Origin of the sequence: Bradyrhizobium sp. WSM1743 (assembly GCF_000473065.1) — a bacterium.
Classification (GTDB): domain Bacteria; phylum Pseudomonadota; class Alphaproteobacteria; order Rhizobiales; family Xanthobacteraceae; genus Bradyrhizobium.
In genome coordinates this window covers 1-15,779 of sequence record NZ_AXAZ01000023.1, presented here as the reverse complement: position 1 = coordinate 15,779, position 15,779 = coordinate 1, and the positions used below count along the sequence as shown (strand labels likewise).

15 protein-coding genes and 1 pseudogene are annotated in these 15,779 nt (G+C 65.0%); 9 read left to right on the top strand and 7 right to left on the bottom strand.

The genetic code is table 11. From position 1 onward, the window contains the following. Nucleotides 1-75: 75 nt before the first annotated feature. Complete coding sequence (locus YU9_RS0116300; RefSeq protein WP_027573813.1) at nt 76-1,371, bottom strand: hemolysin family protein; 1,296 nt, start codon at nt 1,369-1,371, stop codon at nt 76-78. 119 nt (nt 1,372-1,490) lie between these two features. Here YU9_RS0116300 and YU9_RS0116295 point away from each other — a divergent pair. Continuing rightward, nucleotides 1,491-1,703 (top strand): annotated as a pseudogene (locus tag YU9_RS0116295) (methyl-accepting chemotaxis protein); the annotation flags it as partial. A gap of 115 nt (nt 1,704-1,818) precedes the next feature. Further along, the gene (locus tag YU9_RS0116290; protein ID WP_027573811.1) at nt 1,819-2,550 is read left to right on the top strand and encodes a sulfite exporter TauE/SafE family protein; all 732 of its coding nucleotides are present in this window, start codon (nt 1,819-1,821) and stop codon (nt 2,548-2,550) included. Between the two features lie 197 nt (nt 2,551-2,747). Here the strand turns inward: YU9_RS0116290 and YU9_RS0116285 are convergent, their stop codons facing one another. From YU9_RS0116285 to YU9_RS0116275, 3 genes are all read right to left on the bottom strand, one after another. Then, the gene (locus tag YU9_RS0116285) at nt 2,748-4,721 is read right to left on the bottom strand and encodes a carbohydrate porin (RefSeq protein WP_027573810.1); all 1,974 of its coding nucleotides are present in this window, start codon (nt 4,719-4,721) and stop codon (nt 2,748-2,750) included. 400 nt (nt 4,722-5,121) lie between these two features. Further along, on the bottom strand, nt 5,122-5,385 hold the full coding sequence (locus YU9_RS0116280) for a hypothetical protein (RefSeq protein WP_027573809.1): 264 nt from the start codon (nt 5,383-5,385) through the stop codon (nt 5,122-5,124). 140 nt (nt 5,386-5,525) lie between these two features. Beyond that, nucleotides 5,526-6,332, bottom strand: a complete 807-nt coding sequence (locus YU9_RS0116275; RefSeq protein ID WP_027573808.1) for a creatininase family protein — start codon at nt 6,330-6,332, stop codon at nt 5,526-5,528. Nucleotides 6,333-6,470: 138 nt separating this feature from the next. Between YU9_RS0116275 and YU9_RS0116270 the strand changes: the two genes are divergently transcribed. The 5 genes from YU9_RS0116270 to YU9_RS0116250 all read left to right on the top strand — a co-directional run bounded on the left by YU9_RS0116270 (nt 6,471) and on the right by YU9_RS0116250 (nt 11,005). After that, nucleotides 6,471-7,493: an ABC transporter substrate-binding protein gene (locus YU9_RS0116270; protein ID WP_027573807.1), complete on the top strand. Its 1,023-nt coding sequence runs from the start codon at nt 6,471-6,473 to the stop codon at nt 7,491-7,493. 200 nt (nt 7,494-7,693) lie between these two features. Continuing rightward, nucleotides 7,694-8,509 carry an ABC transporter ATP-binding protein gene (locus YU9_RS0116265; RefSeq protein ID WP_027573806.1) on the top strand — a complete coding sequence of 272 codons (816 nt, stop codon included), beginning with the start codon at nt 7,694-7,696 and terminating at the stop codon, nt 8,507-8,509. Beyond that, complete coding sequence (locus YU9_RS0116260; RefSeq protein ID WP_027573805.1) at nt 8,506-9,324, top strand: ABC transporter permease; 819 nt, start codon at nt 8,506-8,508, stop codon at nt 9,322-9,324. Before YU9_RS0116265 ends, YU9_RS0116260 begins: the two co-directional genes overlap by 4 nt. Then, the gene (locus YU9_RS0116255) at nt 9,324-10,313 is read left to right on the top strand and encodes a 2-hydroxyacid dehydrogenase (RefSeq protein WP_027573804.1); all 990 of its coding nucleotides are present in this window, start codon (nt 9,324-9,326) and stop codon (nt 10,311-10,313) included. The genes YU9_RS0116260 and YU9_RS0116255 overlap by 1 nt, the downstream gene beginning before the upstream one ends. After that, entirely contained in the window at nt 10,313-11,005 is a 693-nt protein-coding gene (locus YU9_RS0116250; protein ID WP_027573803.1) for an AprI/Inh family metalloprotease inhibitor, read from the top strand. The genes YU9_RS0116255 and YU9_RS0116250 overlap by 1 nt, the downstream gene beginning before the upstream one ends. 142 nt (nt 11,006-11,147) lie before the next feature. Here YU9_RS0116250 and YU9_RS0116245 read toward each other — a convergent pair whose 3' ends face one another. After that, a complete protein-coding gene (locus YU9_RS0116245; RefSeq protein ID WP_027573802.1) occupies nt 11,148-12,542 on the bottom strand; it encodes a peptidoglycan-binding protein in 1,395 nt (464 codons plus the stop codon). A 256-nt stretch (nt 12,543-12,798) separates the two neighbouring features. Here YU9_RS0116245 and YU9_RS0116240 point away from each other — a divergent pair, with 256 nt between their 5' ends. After that, nucleotides 12,799-13,176 carry a hypothetical protein gene (locus YU9_RS0116240; protein ID WP_027573801.1) on the top strand — a complete coding sequence of 126 codons (378 nt, stop codon included), beginning with the start codon at nt 12,799-12,801 and terminating at the stop codon, nt 13,174-13,176. Between the two features lie 9 nt (nt 13,177-13,185). Here the strand turns inward: YU9_RS0116240 and radC are convergent, their stop codons facing one another. Both radC and YU9_RS0116230 read right to left on the bottom strand, forming a co-directional pair. After that, nucleotides 13,186-13,899, bottom strand: coding sequence for a DNA repair protein RadC (gene radC, locus YU9_RS0116235; RefSeq protein ID WP_027573800.1), 714 nt, complete (start codon nt 13,897-13,899; stop codon nt 13,186-13,188). Between the two features lie 33 nt (nt 13,900-13,932). Further along, nucleotides 13,933-14,877: a DMT family transporter gene (locus YU9_RS0116230; RefSeq protein WP_027573799.1), complete on the bottom strand. Its 945-nt coding sequence runs from the start codon at nt 14,875-14,877 to the stop codon at nt 13,933-13,935. A gap of 131 nt (nt 14,878-15,008) precedes the next feature. Here YU9_RS0116230 and YU9_RS0116225 point away from each other — a divergent pair, with 131 nt between their 5' ends. Next, nucleotides 15,009-15,605 carry a bifunctional transcriptional activator/DNA repair enzyme AdaA gene (locus YU9_RS0116225; protein WP_036017321.1) on the top strand — a complete coding sequence of 199 codons (597 nt, stop codon included), beginning with the start codon at nt 15,009-15,011 and terminating at the stop codon, nt 15,603-15,605. The last annotated feature ends 174 nt before the right edge of the window (nt 15,606-15,779 follow it).

Here is a 15,779-nt window from a genome sequence, read left to right as displayed (position 1 = left end):
CCGAACGTCGAATCTTCGCCAAACCGCTTCCTGTGGCTATGGCGACGAGCGCAAGCGCTCGCGCTATCGCTCAATTCACCCCGTCTCGACCTCACTCAACCGGCTCGCCAAAATCTTGTCGATCCTCCGCCCGTCGAGATCGACCACCTCGATGTGCCAGCCGCCGAAGTCGAAGGCGTCGCCGGCGTTGGGCAGCGCGTTGAACTGCTGCAGCACGAGACCTGCGACCGTGTTGTAGCGGTGCGGCGGCAATTCGACGCCGAGCAGCTCGCCGAACTCGTCGACCGGCATCCAGCCGGAGATCAGGAGCGAGTCGTCGGCGCGCCTGACATAGGCCGGCTCCGGCGGTCCTTCCTCGGAATGGAAGGCGCCGACGATCGATTCGAGGATGTCGGCGGCTGTCACCATGCCTTCGAAGGCGCCGTATTCGTCATAGACGAAACCGACGTGAACCGGAGCCGATTTCAGGATGGTCAGCACGTCGCGCGCATCCGCCGACACCGGGATGCCGGGCGCCTCGCGCACGAGCGCGCGCAGGTCCGGGTTGCGCTCGTTCATATAGGCAACGAGCAGGTCCTTGGCCTGGAGCACGCCGATCGGCTTGTCGCGGTCGCCGTCGGAGACGGGAAAGCGCGAATGCGGGCTCTTGGCGATGACCTCCTGGATGGCCGCCGGATCGTCGTTCAGGTCGATCTCGTCGACCTCCGTGCGCGGCGTCATGACGGCGCCGACCGGGCGGTCGCCGAGCCGCATCACGCCGGCGATCATCTCCTTCTCGCCGGGCTCGAGCACCCCCGCGCTCTCGGCCTCACTGACGAGGTGATGGATCTCGTCCTCCGAGACCTTCTCCTCGGCCCTGCCGCCGCGGCCGAGCAGCGTGAGGATCAGCTTGCCGGAGACGTCGAGCAGAAAGACGAGCGGCAGCGATATCTTCGCAAGCACGTGCATCGCGGGCGCGACCCTGACGGCGATGCTTTCGGGATCGCGCAGCGCGACCTGCTTCGGCACCAGCTCGCCGACGATCAAGGTGGCGTAGGTGATCAGCGTGACGACGATGCCGACACCGACGATGTCGGCAAGCCCTGAGGAGAGGCCGAGCTCGAGCAGCCATTGCGTCAGCCGCTGCCCGAGTGTCGCGCCCGAGAACGCGCCGGAGAGCACGCCGACCAGCGTGATGCCGATCTGCACCGTCGACAGGAACTTGCCGGGATCAGCCGCCAGCGTCAGCGCCCGCTCGGCGCCGCGCACGCCCTTGGCCGCGAGCAGCGACAGCCGCGCCGGACGCGACGAGACCACGGCCAGCTCGGACATGGAGAGCAGGCCGTTGATGACGATCAGGACGACGACGATGACGAGTTCAAGCGAGAGCATTGACATTCCGAGGCAAGGGAGTGTGGCCGAACGGGCGGCACGAGCCTTCATATAGGTATTCGGCGAGCAAATGCCGTCAATTTTGCCGCACTTGCCCTGGCGGGGGAACCCGGCAAGGAGGCGCGGCGACGCGCGAGATTTCCCGTAACGTGCAGCAGGCGACGCGCGGCACCCAGCAGGTCTCCGCCAGCATCGTCGACGCACAGCACCACGCGAGCCAGACCGGATCGGCCTCCGCCAACGTCCTGTCGGCAGCCAGATCGCTGTCCGGCGAGCGCACCCGTCTCAAGACCGAGGTCGGAAATTTCCTGGATGCGATCCGGGCCGCTTAGAGGTCCGTTGTGGAAAGATGAGGTTTGGCCTAGGCTGGCATTTCGGGGATGTCGCAGCCTCCCCGTGAAGTGGCGATTCCACGCAAGCGCTGCTCGCCGATCTATGGAGCGAGCAATGGACGGGATCGCAATCGAGCTTCCGCTTTTTCTGTTCGCCACGTTCGCCGGTGCGCTCGTCGCGGGCCTCTCGGGCTTCGCCTTCGGCCTCGTCGCAGCTTCGCTGTGGCTCTACGTGCTGACACCGCTTCAGAGCGCCAGCCTGATCGTCGGCTTCGGTCTTCTGGTGCAGGGTTACTCGGTCTGGAAGCTGCGCGCGGCGCTCGACTGGCGCCGGCTGTGGCCTTTCATTATCGGTGCAGTCGTCGGCGTGCCGGCCGGGGTGTCGCTTCTGACGTGGGCTGATCCGAAGAGTGTCCGCATCGTGGTTGGAGTTACTCTGATCGCCTATAGTCTCTATGCATTCCTCCGGCCGCAGCTCAAACTCGCCACGGCCGTACCACCGGCGGCCGACGTGACGGTCGGCTTCGTCAACGGCCTGCTCGGCGGGCTGACCGGCCTTGCCGGCATCGTCGTTACCATCTGGTGCAATCTGCGCGGCCTGCCCAAGGACGTGCAGCGTGCTACGTTTCAGCCGGTCGCAGTCGTGGTGTTCGCCATGGCGGCGCTCTGGCTCGGCGTCAAGGGATCGCTCACGCTCGACACGGCGAAGCTGTTCGCGCTCGGCCTGCCCTTTCTGTTCGCCGGAACGTGGCTGGGACTAAAACTGTTCGGCCGGATTGACGAGGCCGCGTTCCGCAAGATCGTGCTCGCGCTGCTGTTGGTCTCGGGCGTCGCGCTGCTGTTCTGAAAAGGAATGAGTCTTGGCTCAACCGGTGCACGCCATACCTCTCCCTAAGGGAGAGGTCGGATCGCATCGAAGATGGGATCCGGGTGAGGGGTTACGGTGTCACTTGGGGCAGCGCTCCCTCACCCGATTTGCTGCGCAAATCGACCTCTCCCCGCTGGGGAGAGGTGAACGGCCATCGAGCCCGTGCGTGCATAGGCTCAGAACTCCCCGTGCAGCCGGCCCGAAAACACCGATACCGGGCCGCGGTCGGCGTTGTAGGCAGGATTGACGATGAGCTGATAGTCGGCGGTGAGAGTGAGATTCTTGTTCAGCGCATAGGCGTAATAGGTTTCGAGGATGCGCTCCTTGCGGTAGTTGAGCGCGCCGTCGCCGATCAGAATGCCGAGGCCGCCGGCGGCGAGGAAGTCGCGATAGTCCTGCGAAATCGCGTTGATCGCGCCGCCGATGCCGATCACGTCGTCAGGCCGGCCCCATCTCGTGCCCTTGATCGACAGACCGCCGGACAGGCTGCGATTGATGTCGGTGAAGGCAATCGTCTCGCTCTTGCCGTCATTCCAGCTCCAGCGGCCGAACAGTCCGACGTCCTCGGTGATTGCCTGCTCGAGGTTGAGCACATAGCCATACTTCAGACGGCTGCGCCTCGTCTGCGCGATGTCGAGATTGAGCGCGGGATTGTCCAGTGTCTCGCGGAAGCTGCCGATGTTGGCGCTGTCGACCCAGCCCATGGTCCTGAGCCTGCCGGGCAGGCCGAACAGCGAGAAGCGCGTCTCGAGCTCAAGCACGTACTGGCCGCGCTCCCCGACCCTGGTGTCGAAATGATTTGAATTGGGCTCCGCGACCATCAGGAAATAGCCGCCGCGCAGCGCCCAATGCTTCTGGTTGAGCTCGGCAGTGACGCCGTAGGTGAGGCCAACCTTGTCGGCGGAATAGTCGAAGGCGCCGGGCGCCCATAGCGACCAGTTCATGAAGTCCTTGCGGGTGTCCTTGGCGTAGGCATTGCCGTCGAACACGTCGACCACCGCGAACTTGCCGGCCTGCAGGGTGAGGCGCGACACGTCGACCTTCTGCCCGAGCTGCAACTGCGTGCTCGCAAACTCCTCCTGCTCGCCACCAAATCCGAACGTCTGGCGCACGAACAGGCGCGAGGTGTTGTAGTGCGGGTAGGGGAAGTTCGACTTCTGCGCTTCCCCGTTGGGGAAGCCGGCCACGCCCACCGTGTCGCTCAGTCCAAATCCCTGGAGCAGCTCGGGGTTGTAATAGACCTCGCCGCCGTCCCACAGCCGCGCGTTCAGGAACAGGCTGTTGCTCCACGTCGCCTTGGCCTGCCGCGACGGCGACAGCGAGTTCGGTCCAGTGTAGAGGGCGGGGAACGACGGATAGCCTTGCGGCAGATAGGTGCTCTGGCCGTGAATCTCCCAGCGATCCGATTCCGTGTCGATCAGGGAGCTGTTCGGGTTGTAGCTCGGCGCGCCCGGCCAATCGACCTTGCGGTTGAGGCCGAACCTGACCTGCTGGAAGTCGAGCGACGAGGACGTGTATTGGGCGCCCGTAGCGGCGAAGGCGACATTGGCGCCGTCGAAGCGGCTGTAGAGATATTCGAGCCGCGCGCTCCAATGCGGCGCGAAACCGTATTCGATGCCGGCGCCAGCGATCCAGCCGGGCCGCGTGTTCAGGATTTTTGGCACCTCGGCGCCGGAGGCCGGCGTGTCGAAATAGCGCTCCCCCAACCAGGCAAAGCCGCCGGTGGCATAGACCAGCCACGGACCGCTGGTGTAGCCGACCCGGCCGCGCAGGCTCGCGGTGTAGTCCCATTGCTGCGTGACGGTGTTGGCCGGTGTCGCCAGGAACGAGACGATCGAATTCGAGGTGATGTAGTTGGGAAACGAGAAATCGCCTTCGACACCGACCAGCCAGCCGGAGTTGAGCCGATAATTGTAGCCGGCCTGCACGCCGCCGATCATGCCGCTGAAGACGCCGCTGTCGTTGATGGCGGCGCCGTCATTGAGGGCAAAGTGCGACGAGCCGCGGCTATAGCCGGCATGCGCGCCGATATAGAGGCCGGTCCAGTCGTAGACCGCTTTCCAGGCCGGTGCCTTCAGCGGCAGGTCGGCCGCGCGGCTGGCGGCCGGAAAAACCAATACGCCCGTGGCAATCGCCGCGGCCGTTCGCAAGCACCGGTGTCTATGACCTCTCAACGCCAAAACGCATGCCCCCAAACGCGAATGTGTCCCACCCGCCGCGCCATCCCTGCCGAGTCGCGGCGATTCTGTCATCAGGCCTCGGATAGTCACCCGAACGGGCGAGATGATCTCGATTCGACCCGGCTTCGTCCCAAGTTCCTGAACCTGCGACAAACCTTATTGCGATTAATTCGCAATAGCAACTGACGCGCATTGCCGCGGAGGATGGTTCGCACCGCTGTGTGACGCGGCTGCAACAAATTCGCAGGTCCCAAAACGAATGACCCCGCCCGGGGGGACAGTCGGGCGGGGTCGGGGGCACGACACGGGGTGGATGAGGCGCCCGTGTCGGACGCAGGATCCACGTGGAGATCGGCCTCAGGTACTCAGATCAGTAGCAGGTACGAACGCGGCCGACGTACTGGCCGAAGGCGTTGTACTGGGCGACCCAGCCGCAGCGGTGATAGCCGTAGTAATAGGGGTCGTTGCTGGCGGCGATCGCGGAGCCGACGACGGCGGCGGTGGCGATGCCGGCACCCACGCCCCAAACCCAGCCGGGCTGCTTGGCTTCGGCCGAAGTGGTGGTGGACGCGATGCTGCCGGTCACGGCGAGGGCAGCGAGAGCTGCGGCGGCAATCTTGGTCTTGATCGACATGTGAAACTCCATCCGGGGTTGAGGCGGTCCGTTGTGGCCCGCGTGCCCAATTGGACGGAGGCTCTTCGCGTCCGGTTCGAACACCGAAAATGTGGTCCCGGAGACTCGATCTTTCCTGAATGAATCCAGGAGGATGCCGGTTAGCCGAGGGGTCCCTTCGCGAGCCTGTTCACGTCGAAGTTATCGACTTCAGTCAGCAGTTCGCAGAACGCGGTCGCGCCCTGATCGAGCAGCTGCTCGCCCTTCTCGGGGAGCGCCAGCGTGGCATCGCCGACCGCGCCGCTGGTGTTCAGATCCTGCGCCTGCCAGGCGAACGGCGCGGGGCGCTGCGTCGAGAGCCAGCGATACTGCTTTTCCATCGCGATGCTGCTCGCAGGAAAATTTGCGATCGCATCCTTGCGCACCTGACCCGGATAGCGGGCCAGCATGATCGAGGTCTCGACCGCGCCGCCGTGAATGCCGTGGCGCACTTCCTCGGCCGGAAACAATTTGTCCGCGCCTGAGAGCCGCGACCATGACGTCGTCACCACGAACAGCTTGTGATGCGCGCGCAGATCCTGCGCAACCAGCATCATGGCCGCGCTGTTGCCGCCATGGCTGGTGATGATGACGAGCTTCTTCACGCCGCGGCGTGCAACCTCCTCGCCGATCCCTGTCCATTTCTTCAGCGCAATTTCGGTCGGCAGCGTCTCTGTGCCCGGATAGTCGATATGCTCGGTGGAAATGCCGACTGGTTCGACGGGTAGGAAGCTGGCTGGAACGCGCTCGGGCAACAACTGGCGCACACGAGCCAGATAAGCGTCCGCGATCAGCACGTCCGTCGTGAGCGGCAGATGCGGGCCATGCTGCTCGGTTGCCGCCAGCGGCAGCACGGCGATCCAGCGCGACGTCTCCGCGGGGGGCGCATCGGCCCAGCGGATTTCGGTCCAGTCGCGGGACGGCGTCATCAAGGTTTCTTTGCCCGAATTTGTCACGTAATTTGGGGTATGAGGGGACGCGGGCCCGACCGGCTCGCGTCCCCCAATGTCATGCGGTTTTATCGCGTTGCCTTCACATCGGCCAGCCACGATCGACGGAGTGCCATCATGACCCCCTCTCATCTGCGGCGAGCGTTAACGGCGGGCCTGTTGGCCGCTATCGCCTCCTTTGCGCCGGCGTGCGCCGAAACGCTCGACAAGGTCACCTTCGGCACCAACTGGGTCGCGGAGGCCGAGCATGGCGGCTTCTTCCAGGCGGTCGCCGACGGCACCTACAAGAAGTACGGCCTCGACGTCACCATCGTTCCCGGTGGTCCCAACGAGAACAACCGGATGCTGCTGATCGCCGGCAAGATCGATTTCTTCATGGCCGCGAATACGCTGATGTCGTTCGACGCGATCGCCAACAACGTTCCCGTCGTCACCATCGCCGCGATCTTCCAGAAGGATCCGCAGGTGATGCTGACGCAGCCCGACGCCAAGGTCGCCAAGATCGAGGACCTCAAGCCGCTGACGCTGTTCGTCTCCAAGGAGGGCATGACCAGCTACTTCCAATGGCTGAAGTCCGAATACGGCTTCAGCGAGAAGAACGTCCGCCCCTACAATTTCAATCCGCAGCCCTTCATCGCCAATCCCAAGAGCGCCATGCAGGGTTACGTCACTTCCGAGCCATTTGCAGTGGAGAAGGCCGCCGGCTTCAAGCCCAACGTGCTGCTGCTCGCCGATTACGGCTTCAACACTTATTCGACGCTGATCGAGACCCGCCGCGACATCGTCGAGAAGAAGCCTGACCTGGTGCAGCGCTTCGTCGATGCCTCCATGATCGGCTGGTACACCTACATCTACCGCGACAATTCCGCTGGCAACGCCCTGATCAAGAAGCTCAATCCGGAGATGACCGACGATCTTTTGGCCTATTCCGTCGCCAAGATGAAGGAGCACGGCATCGTCGATTCCGGGGACTCCTTGAAGAACGGCATCGGTGCGATGAGCGACGAACGCTATGCCTCCTTCTTCAACAAGATGGTGAAGGCCGGCGTCGTGAAGGCGGATCTCGACTTCCGCAAGTCCTACACGCTGCGCTTCGTCAACAAGGGCGTCGGCGTCGAGCTCCGCCCGAACAAGCCGTAACGCATGCTGAGCTTGGACCAAGGTGCATCGGCATCGTCCACCTCTCCCGAAGGGAGAGGTCGCATCGCATCGCCAGATGCGATGCGGATGAGGGGTTACGTTCTCTCGTGGGACCTGCTCCCCCTCACCCGGCGCTGCGCGCCGACCTCTCCCCGTCGGGGAGAGGTGAAGGGCGCCCGAAACGCAGCAGCCCGCCGTCAATGGTAGAGCGCAACGCGTCATCCGCGGTCGAGGCCAGCCTGACGGCTCTCGCCGTCAGCCTGCGCGGCGTGACCAAGGTCTACGACAACGGCGTCATGGCGCTTGGTCCGTTCGACCTCGCTGTCCGCAAGGGCGAGTTCATCTCGCTGCTCGGGCCGTCCGGCTGCGGCAAGTCGACGGTGTTGCGGCTGATCGCGGAGCTCAGCGCGCCGTCATCAGGTACGGTGCGGGTGGCTCGGCACGAGGGCAAGGTGCTGCCAGGTCACGGCATCGGCTTCGTGTTCCAGGAGCCGACCCTGATGCCCTGGACCAACGTGCGCGAGAACGTGCGGCTGCCCTTGAAGCTCGCAGGCGTGCCGAAGGCGGAGGGGCGCGCGCGTGCCGGCGCGGCGCTGGCCAGCGTCGGGCTTGCCGATTTCGCCGATGCCTTTCCGCGCGAGCTCTCCGGCGGCATGAAGATGCGGGTGTCGCTGGCCCGCGCGCTCGTCACCGACCCCGATATCCTCCTGATGGATGAGCCGTTCGCCGCGCTCGACGAGATCACGCGCTTCCGCCTCAACAATGATCTGCTGGCGCTGTGGCGGTCCTTGGGCAAGACCGTCATCTTCGTCACCCATTCGGTGTTCGAATCCGTCTACCTGTCACAGCGCGTCGTCGTCATGACGGCGCGGCCCGGCCGCATCCAGGCCGACATCCGCATCGAGACGGTCGAGCCGCGCGGCGAGGAGTTTCGCACCTCGGCCGCCTATTCCGATTATTGCCGAAGAGTGTCGGCCGCGCTGGCACCGTCCTATTCGGAGCAGTCGACGCTATGAACGCGCAGCCTGCGGTCATCGCGAAACCGTCCGGCGCGCAACGCGCGATGCGCTTCGTGCTGCCCATCATCGTGTTCGCGGCCGGCCTCCTTGCCTGGGAACTCGTGGTTCGCATCAAGGACATCCCGCCTTACGTGCTGCCGGCGCCGTCCATCATCGTCCTGACGCTGATCAAGGACTGGGCGGTGCTGTCGCAATCGCTCGCCACCACGCTACTGACGACGCTCGAAGGGTTTGTCGCCGCCAGCATCGGCGGCATTGTCCTGGCGCTGGTGTTCAACCAGTCGAAATGGGTGGAATATTCGCTGTTCCCATATGCCGTCGTGCTCCAGGTGACGCCGGTGATTGCGATCGCGCCGCTGCTCCTGATTTATCTGGAGCAGCAGACCGCGGTCGTGGTCTGCGCCTTCATCGTCGCCTTTTTCCCGGTACTGTCCAACACCACGCTCGGCCTGAATTCAGTGGACCGCAATCTCGCCGGCCTGTTCCAGCTCTACGGCGCCTCGCCACAGCAAGCGCTGCGCTTTCTCAAGCTGCCCGCGGCGCTGCCCTATATCCTCGGCGGCCTGCGCATCGCCGGCGGCCTGTCGCTGATCGGCGCAGTCGTGGCCGAGATCGCGGCGGGAACGGCCGGCGCCGGCTCCGGGCTCGCCTACAGGATCGCCGAATCTGCCTATCGCTTGAACATACCCCGCATGTTCGCAGCGCTGCTTTTGTTGTCGCTGGCCGGGATTGTCATCTATGGGGTGCTGGCGCTAGTTTCGCACCTCGTTTTACGGCGCTGGCATGAGAGCGCGCTTGGAAAGGAAAGCTGATGTCTACCGGTTCGATTTCGTCCGAAAAGATCGACCTTCTGGTCTATGGGCCGGTGCGGCCGATCCTCGAGAACGGCTTTTCCGATCATTTCGTCGTGCACAAGGCCGAAACACGCGGCGACCTCGAGCGGCTGACGCCGGCGGTCCGTGACAAGATCCGCGGCGTCGCCGTGACCTATCACACCGTGCGTGCGGACAGGGATTCGCTGTCGCAGCTGCCGAAGCTGGAGATGGTGGCGAGCTTCGGCGTCGGCTACGACCACATCGACGCCAAGTACGCCGCCGAGCACAGCATCATCGTCACCAACACGCCCGACGTGCTGACCGAGGAAGTCGCCGACGTCGCCATGGGCCTGTTGATCGCCACCTTGCGCGAATTCATCAAGGCTGACCGCTATGTGCGCTCCGGGCTGTGGCAGACCCAGAACTATCCGCTCAGCGTCGGCTCGCTGCGCGACCGCAAGGTCGGCATCGTCGGCATGGGCCGGATCGGCCAGGCCATCGCGCGCCGGCTCGATGCCTCGCTGGTGCCGGTGGTCTACCACTCGCGCAATCCCTCGAAGGACGTCTCCTACAAGCACTATCCTGACCTGATCGAGATGGCGAAGGCGGTGGACACGCTGATGGTGATCGTGCCGGGCGGCGCCAGCACAAACAAGATGATCAATGCCGAGGTGCTGAAGGCGCTCGGTCCGCGCGGCGTGCTGATCAACGTGGCCCGCGGCTCGGTGGTCGACGAGCCGGCGCTGATCCAGGCGCTGAAATCCGGCACCATTCTCGCCGCCGGCCTCGACGTGTTTGCGGCCGAACCGAACGTGCCCGACGAGCTCAAGACCATGCAGAACGTCGTGCTGCTGCCGCATATCGGCTCGGCCTCGGTGGTGACGCGCAACGCGATGGACCAGCTCGTGGTGGACAACCTCAAGGCCTGGTTCGCCGGCAAGGCGCCGCTGACGCCGGTTGCCGAAACGCCGTTCAAGGGGCGCTGATGCGAGTTCTTCGGGCTGTTGCATTCGCCGTCGCGGCCTCCTTGGCCGCGATCGGCATCGCGCATGCGCAGGATGCAACGGCCCTGAAGAAGTCGATGCCCGGACAGTGGGAGCTCTCGACCACCGAGCGCAGCAAGACCTGCGTCGTCACGCTCAAGGCTGATGCCGCGGGTCAGGGCTTCAAGCTGGAGCTGGAGCCGGCCTGCAAGTCCGCGCTGCCCTTCACCAAGGACATCGTCGCCTGGAGCGTGAAGGGCCTCGACATCGTTCGCTTGCAGGATGCGACCGGCGAAGCCGTGATCGACTTCACCGAGGTCGAGGCCGGCATCTTCGAGGGCCTGCGCCAGGGTGAGGGCGTCTACATCCTGCAGGACCTCGCCGCCGCGCGTTCGATGGCCAAATCGATGGACCAGATGATCGGCGACTGGTCGATGGTGCGCGGCAACGGCCAGCCGGTGTGCGGGCTGACGCTGACCAACACCGAAGCGAGCCCGGACAATTTCCAGGTCTTCCTCAAGCCGAAATGCGATGCGACGATCGCGCAGTTCAACCCGACGCAATGGCGGCTCGAGCGCGGCCAGATCATCCTGATGTCGAAAGCAGGCGAAGCCTGGCAGTTCGAGGCCGACGACAACGCCCAGTGGCGGCGCGTCCCCGACACCGCCGATCCCCTGATCATGCTGCGTCAGTAGGCGCCGCCGATGTGCTCGGCCTGCATGGTTCGAGACGCCCGCTTTGGCGGGCGCCTCACCATGAGGGTCTGAGATCCCGCCGCGAAACGGGACCTCATCCTGAGGGCCCGCCGTAGGCGGCGTCTCGAAGGATGGCGGCAGATTACGTCGTCACCCTCGGCGGCGGTGCGGTGCCTTGCGCCCATTTCTCCATCTTGCCCAGCACGCCCCAGACGGTGAGCGCGAGCGAGATCGGCATCATGAACTGGCCGAGCCCCGGTACCGCCGACACGATCGTCCCGAGCAGCCCGGCAAGGCCGCCGGCGTTGGGGCTCGCCGTCACCGACGAGAGCAGCGCTGTGAGCAGCGAGCCGCCGATCCCGAGCGCGGTCTTCTTGCCATCGAGCAGCTTGCCGATGGTCTCGCCGAGCGCGCCGTTGACCTGACCGAGCATGGGCTTGCCGCCGCCGTTGTTGAGCAGGGTGCTGAGCAGGTCGACGACCTGTTTCAGCTGATCGACCGGGGCGGGGCTCGTCGGGGTGACTGGTCCTGGCATGGGCGCCGTCTTGTTGATGAGGGCGAACAGCCGTTCGAACAAGCTGACCGGGTCGTTGGTGGCAGGCAGTGTGTTGTTCGGCACAATCGCTGGCAGCGTCGCGCCGCCGGTTGGCGGTCGCAGCACCTGGGCGAGCTCCTCCAGCCGCTTCAGGATCTGGGACAGGTCGCCGGTCTGCCCGGCAGGGCCCGGCTGCTGCATCGCGCGCGTGATTGCGGCGACCGTGGCGGCATCGAGAAGCCCGGTATCCCTCAGACCGTTCTGCTGCTGAAACAGCGAGACGGCGGCCCTGGTCTTCGGTCCGCTGATGCCGTCCTCGGCCAGCGGCGGATTGGCGCCGAGCTGGTTGAGCGCCTGCTGCATGAGAGCGACCGTCGAGGCCACCTCGTCCTCGGGCTCGCTGCGGCCGGCGAATTGCGGGCTGCCGTCGAGCGTGATCGAGGAATCCAGCGCCATCATTGCATGAAGGATCACCGCCGTGCCGAGCTGGGAATCGACGTGATTGGAGTCGAACACATGGTCGCGGACGAATTTTCCCGCCCTTGCCTCGGGTGGGCCGTACAGGGTCGAGCCGCCATAGAGATAGGGCGAATTGACGCCCTTGGCGTGATAGCCGAAGCCGTTGAACGCCTCGAGCCGGAACAGCATCCGCGCGATGCTCCAATCGTGCGCGCCAATGAAGTTCTGGATTCGGAACGCATCCACGGCGCCGTCCACGAACGTGGCAAACGGGCCGCGCCCTTTCGGAACGAGCGTCGTCACGCGATGCAGCGACTCGCCGTTACCGAGATACGTGTCGAAATCGAAGTTGGACTCGCGGTAGTGGCAGAGCGCGGCAAAAGGCCAGGGCACGCCCGTCAACCGCTCGATCTGCTGATAGGTCGCCTTGCCGTTGAGGGCCTTGCGAGCGACGGCATTGGCCTCAGCGAGGCGCCCGGGCCGGATCTCGAGGCCGGCCCAGTTCCGCTCATACTCGTTCTTCAAACTCTCGAATGAGATCATTTTCCGCTCCCGCAAATTGACTGAATTATCGAGTCGCCGTGGAAGCCAAAGTGAACCGGCTGCCGTGATCGACGCGTGACTCCAGCGTGATCTTGCGAAAATCTGGCAGGCCGCCGGCCCGGCGCATGTGAAATGGCTTACAGCGTTGACATGAAATCATTGGTAGAACGGAAAGCGCGTGGCGCCCGCCGTTCAGGGAACCGGCACGGCCGTCCATCCGTTAGCAAGACGAGACGGTCCGGCAAGGAGGTCCTGCATGGCCAAGCGCGTCCTCGCGATCGGCATCGAACCCGGCAATGCGGACTACAGCGCATTTCCGCAGCTGACGCCGGAGCTCGTGCGCGACTACATCGAGGCGCAGCTCTTGCGCCTGCGTGATCTCGGCTTCGAGGTCACGAGCTGCCTGATCGATCTCGACGCGACAGCCGAAGCCGGTGTCACGGCGGCACTGCGCGACGAGCGCTTCGACTGCATCGTGATCGGCGCCGGCCTGCGCGAGTCCAGGGAGCGCCTGCTGCTGTTCGAGAAGGTGCTCAACCTCGTCCATCGCCTGGCGCCGGATGCCGCAATCTGCTTCAACACCACGCCTGCCGACACAGTCGAGGCGGTGCAGCGCTGGATCGAGCCGACATAGTTGATATCTCTAGATCAACCGCATCCCGCGCAGGCTGGCATGCCCGCTTCTGCCGACGATGATGTGGTCGTGCACGGCAATCCCCAGCGGCCTGGCGATGTCGATGATCGCCTTCGTCATCTGGATGTCGGCCTGTGACGGCGAGGGATCGCCGGAGGGGTGGTTGTGCACCAGGATCAAGGCGGTTGCCGACAGCTCCAGCGCGCGCTTGATCACCTCGCGCGGATAGACCGGGGTGTGGTCGACGGTGCCGGTCTGCTGCACCTCGTCGGCGATCAGCTGGTTGCGCTTGTCGAGGAAGAGCAGGCGAAACTGCTCCTTGTCGGCAAAAGCCATGCTGGACCGGCAATAGTCGATCACCTCGTTCCAGGACGACAGCGCGTTGCGGCCGTTGACCTCGCCCTTGGCGACGCGATGCGCCGCCGCGGCGATCAGCTTGAGCTGGTTGATCGCGGACTCGCCGATCCCGTCGACCTCGCGTACGCGCGCCACCGGGGCATGCACGACCTCGGCGAACGAGCCGAACGTCTTGATCAGCGTCTTCGCCAGCGGCTTGGTGTCGCGCCGCGGCAGCGCCGGAAACAGCGCCATCTCGAGCAGCTCGTAGTCGCTGAGCGCATCCGCGCCCGCGCTGTAGAAGCGCTCGCGCAGCCGCTCGCGGTGGCCGAGATAGTGCGGCTCCTCCTCAGGCTTGCTCTTGTCATGGTCTGGTCTGGCGGGCATCGGCCGCCAGCATTGCCTTGTCGACGGAATTTTTCAACCGACAATTGCGCTACCCTCATGGGGCTTCCGCAGGGGGGCGGTTACCGCCATGACGCCGATGACGATAAACGTCATGCCGGCCAGCATCGACCAGGTGAAGCTCTCGCCAAGGAGCGTGGTCCCAAGCGCCACGGCGAAGCCGGCGCGCAGGTAGCTGCCGCTCGTCGTGCCGAGCGGGCCAAGCGTATGGATCAGGCGGAAATAGATCACCATGGCGAGCGCGGTGCAGACGATCGCCAGCCCGAGCACCGCCGTGATCGCCTGTAGCGTCGGCGCCAGTGTCCAGGGCCGATCGAGGACAGCGGCGATGGGCAGCATCAAGGCCGCGGCGCAGCTCATCGCGCCGGCCGCCGTGACGATCGCGGGAAGGCCCGCGAACCGCTGCCCCCAGATCGGAGCGAGCGCGTAGCAGAAGCTCGCCGCCAGGACGGCGGCCTGCGCCAGCGGCGCGGAGGTGCCGAATCCCGAGCGCACGTCAACCCGCATGGTCAGGGCGACGCCCGCCAGGCCCAGCGCAACACCGATGATCTTGCGGCCGCCAATCGCCTGTCGCCCGCGTCCGGTCGACATCGCGATCGCTAGCACGAATATCGGCGGGGTCGCATTGAGCACGCCGGCGAGACCGCTTGTGATATGCGTTTCGCCCCAGCTGATCAGGGTGAAGGGCAGCGCGCTTTGCAACAGTCCCTGCACGACGAAAGCCGCCCACACCGGCCCCTGGCGCGGCAGGGCGTGCCCCTGCGCGAGAGCGATCAGGATCAAGAGAACGGCCGCGATCGTCACCCGCGCCGCGACCATCGTGAAGGGCGGGATCGTCGGAAGCGCGACCTTGATGAGCGTGAATGAGCTGCCCCAAATCAAGGAGAGAAGCAGCAGGAGCCCGATCTCGAACGCGAGGCGGGTCTGCCCTGATGTCGTCTGTTGCGCCTGTGTGCTCATGCGATCTGCTCCGGGAACTATCGACACGATGGTCCGGAGCGGCGTCGCAGGCTGGCTGGATTCGGACCTCATCGCCCGGTCGAGTCCGATTTCAGCTACTCGGCGGGGCGCCTTGAAACTATGATTTCGCCATGACGACAGGCTCGGCGCATCGGCAGACGCTGCCACCGCATCTCGACTGGCAAACCTGCGATCGGGCGCGCCTCGCGCGTGCGCGCGCTTTCGACGGCCTGTTCTTCTCCGGCGTCCGCTCGACGCGCATCTATTGCCGGCCGGTCTGTCCGGTGCGTCCGGCCCGCTCTGAGAACGTCACCTTCTATGCGACCGCGGCGGCCGCCGAGCGAGCCGGCTTTCGCCCGTGCCTGCGCTGCCGGCCGGAAACCGCGCCGGGCTCGCCGGCCTGGATGGGGACGGCGACCACCGTCGCGCGCGGCATGCGCCTGATCAATGACGGCTTTCTCGATCGCGCGACCATGACGGAGCTTGCGGAAGCCTTGGGCGTCGGGCCGCGTCACCTGCTCCGCCTGTTCATGCGTCATGCCGGCGCAAGCCCGAGTGAGATCGCCGCGACGCGCCGCGTGCAGGAAGCCAAGCGGCTTATCGACCAGACCGAGATGACATTGGCGGAGATAGCGTTTGCGGCCGGCTTTGGCAGCATCCGTAGATTCAACGATGCCTTTGCCGCGACATACAAGCGGCCGCCGTCGTCATTCCGCCGCCGGCGCTAAAGGGAATGGCATTAGGTTGAAGCGATTGCCGCGGGCTCGCTCACCTCTCCCGCTTGCGAGAGCTTTGCATTATTCGCGAATCTGCGATTCCCTAGACCGATTGGAGGGGATGGGAATGGCATATCGGCAGGTGGGGCAACCGAGCTTTGCGGACGCGCTGGCGTCGTCGCGGCG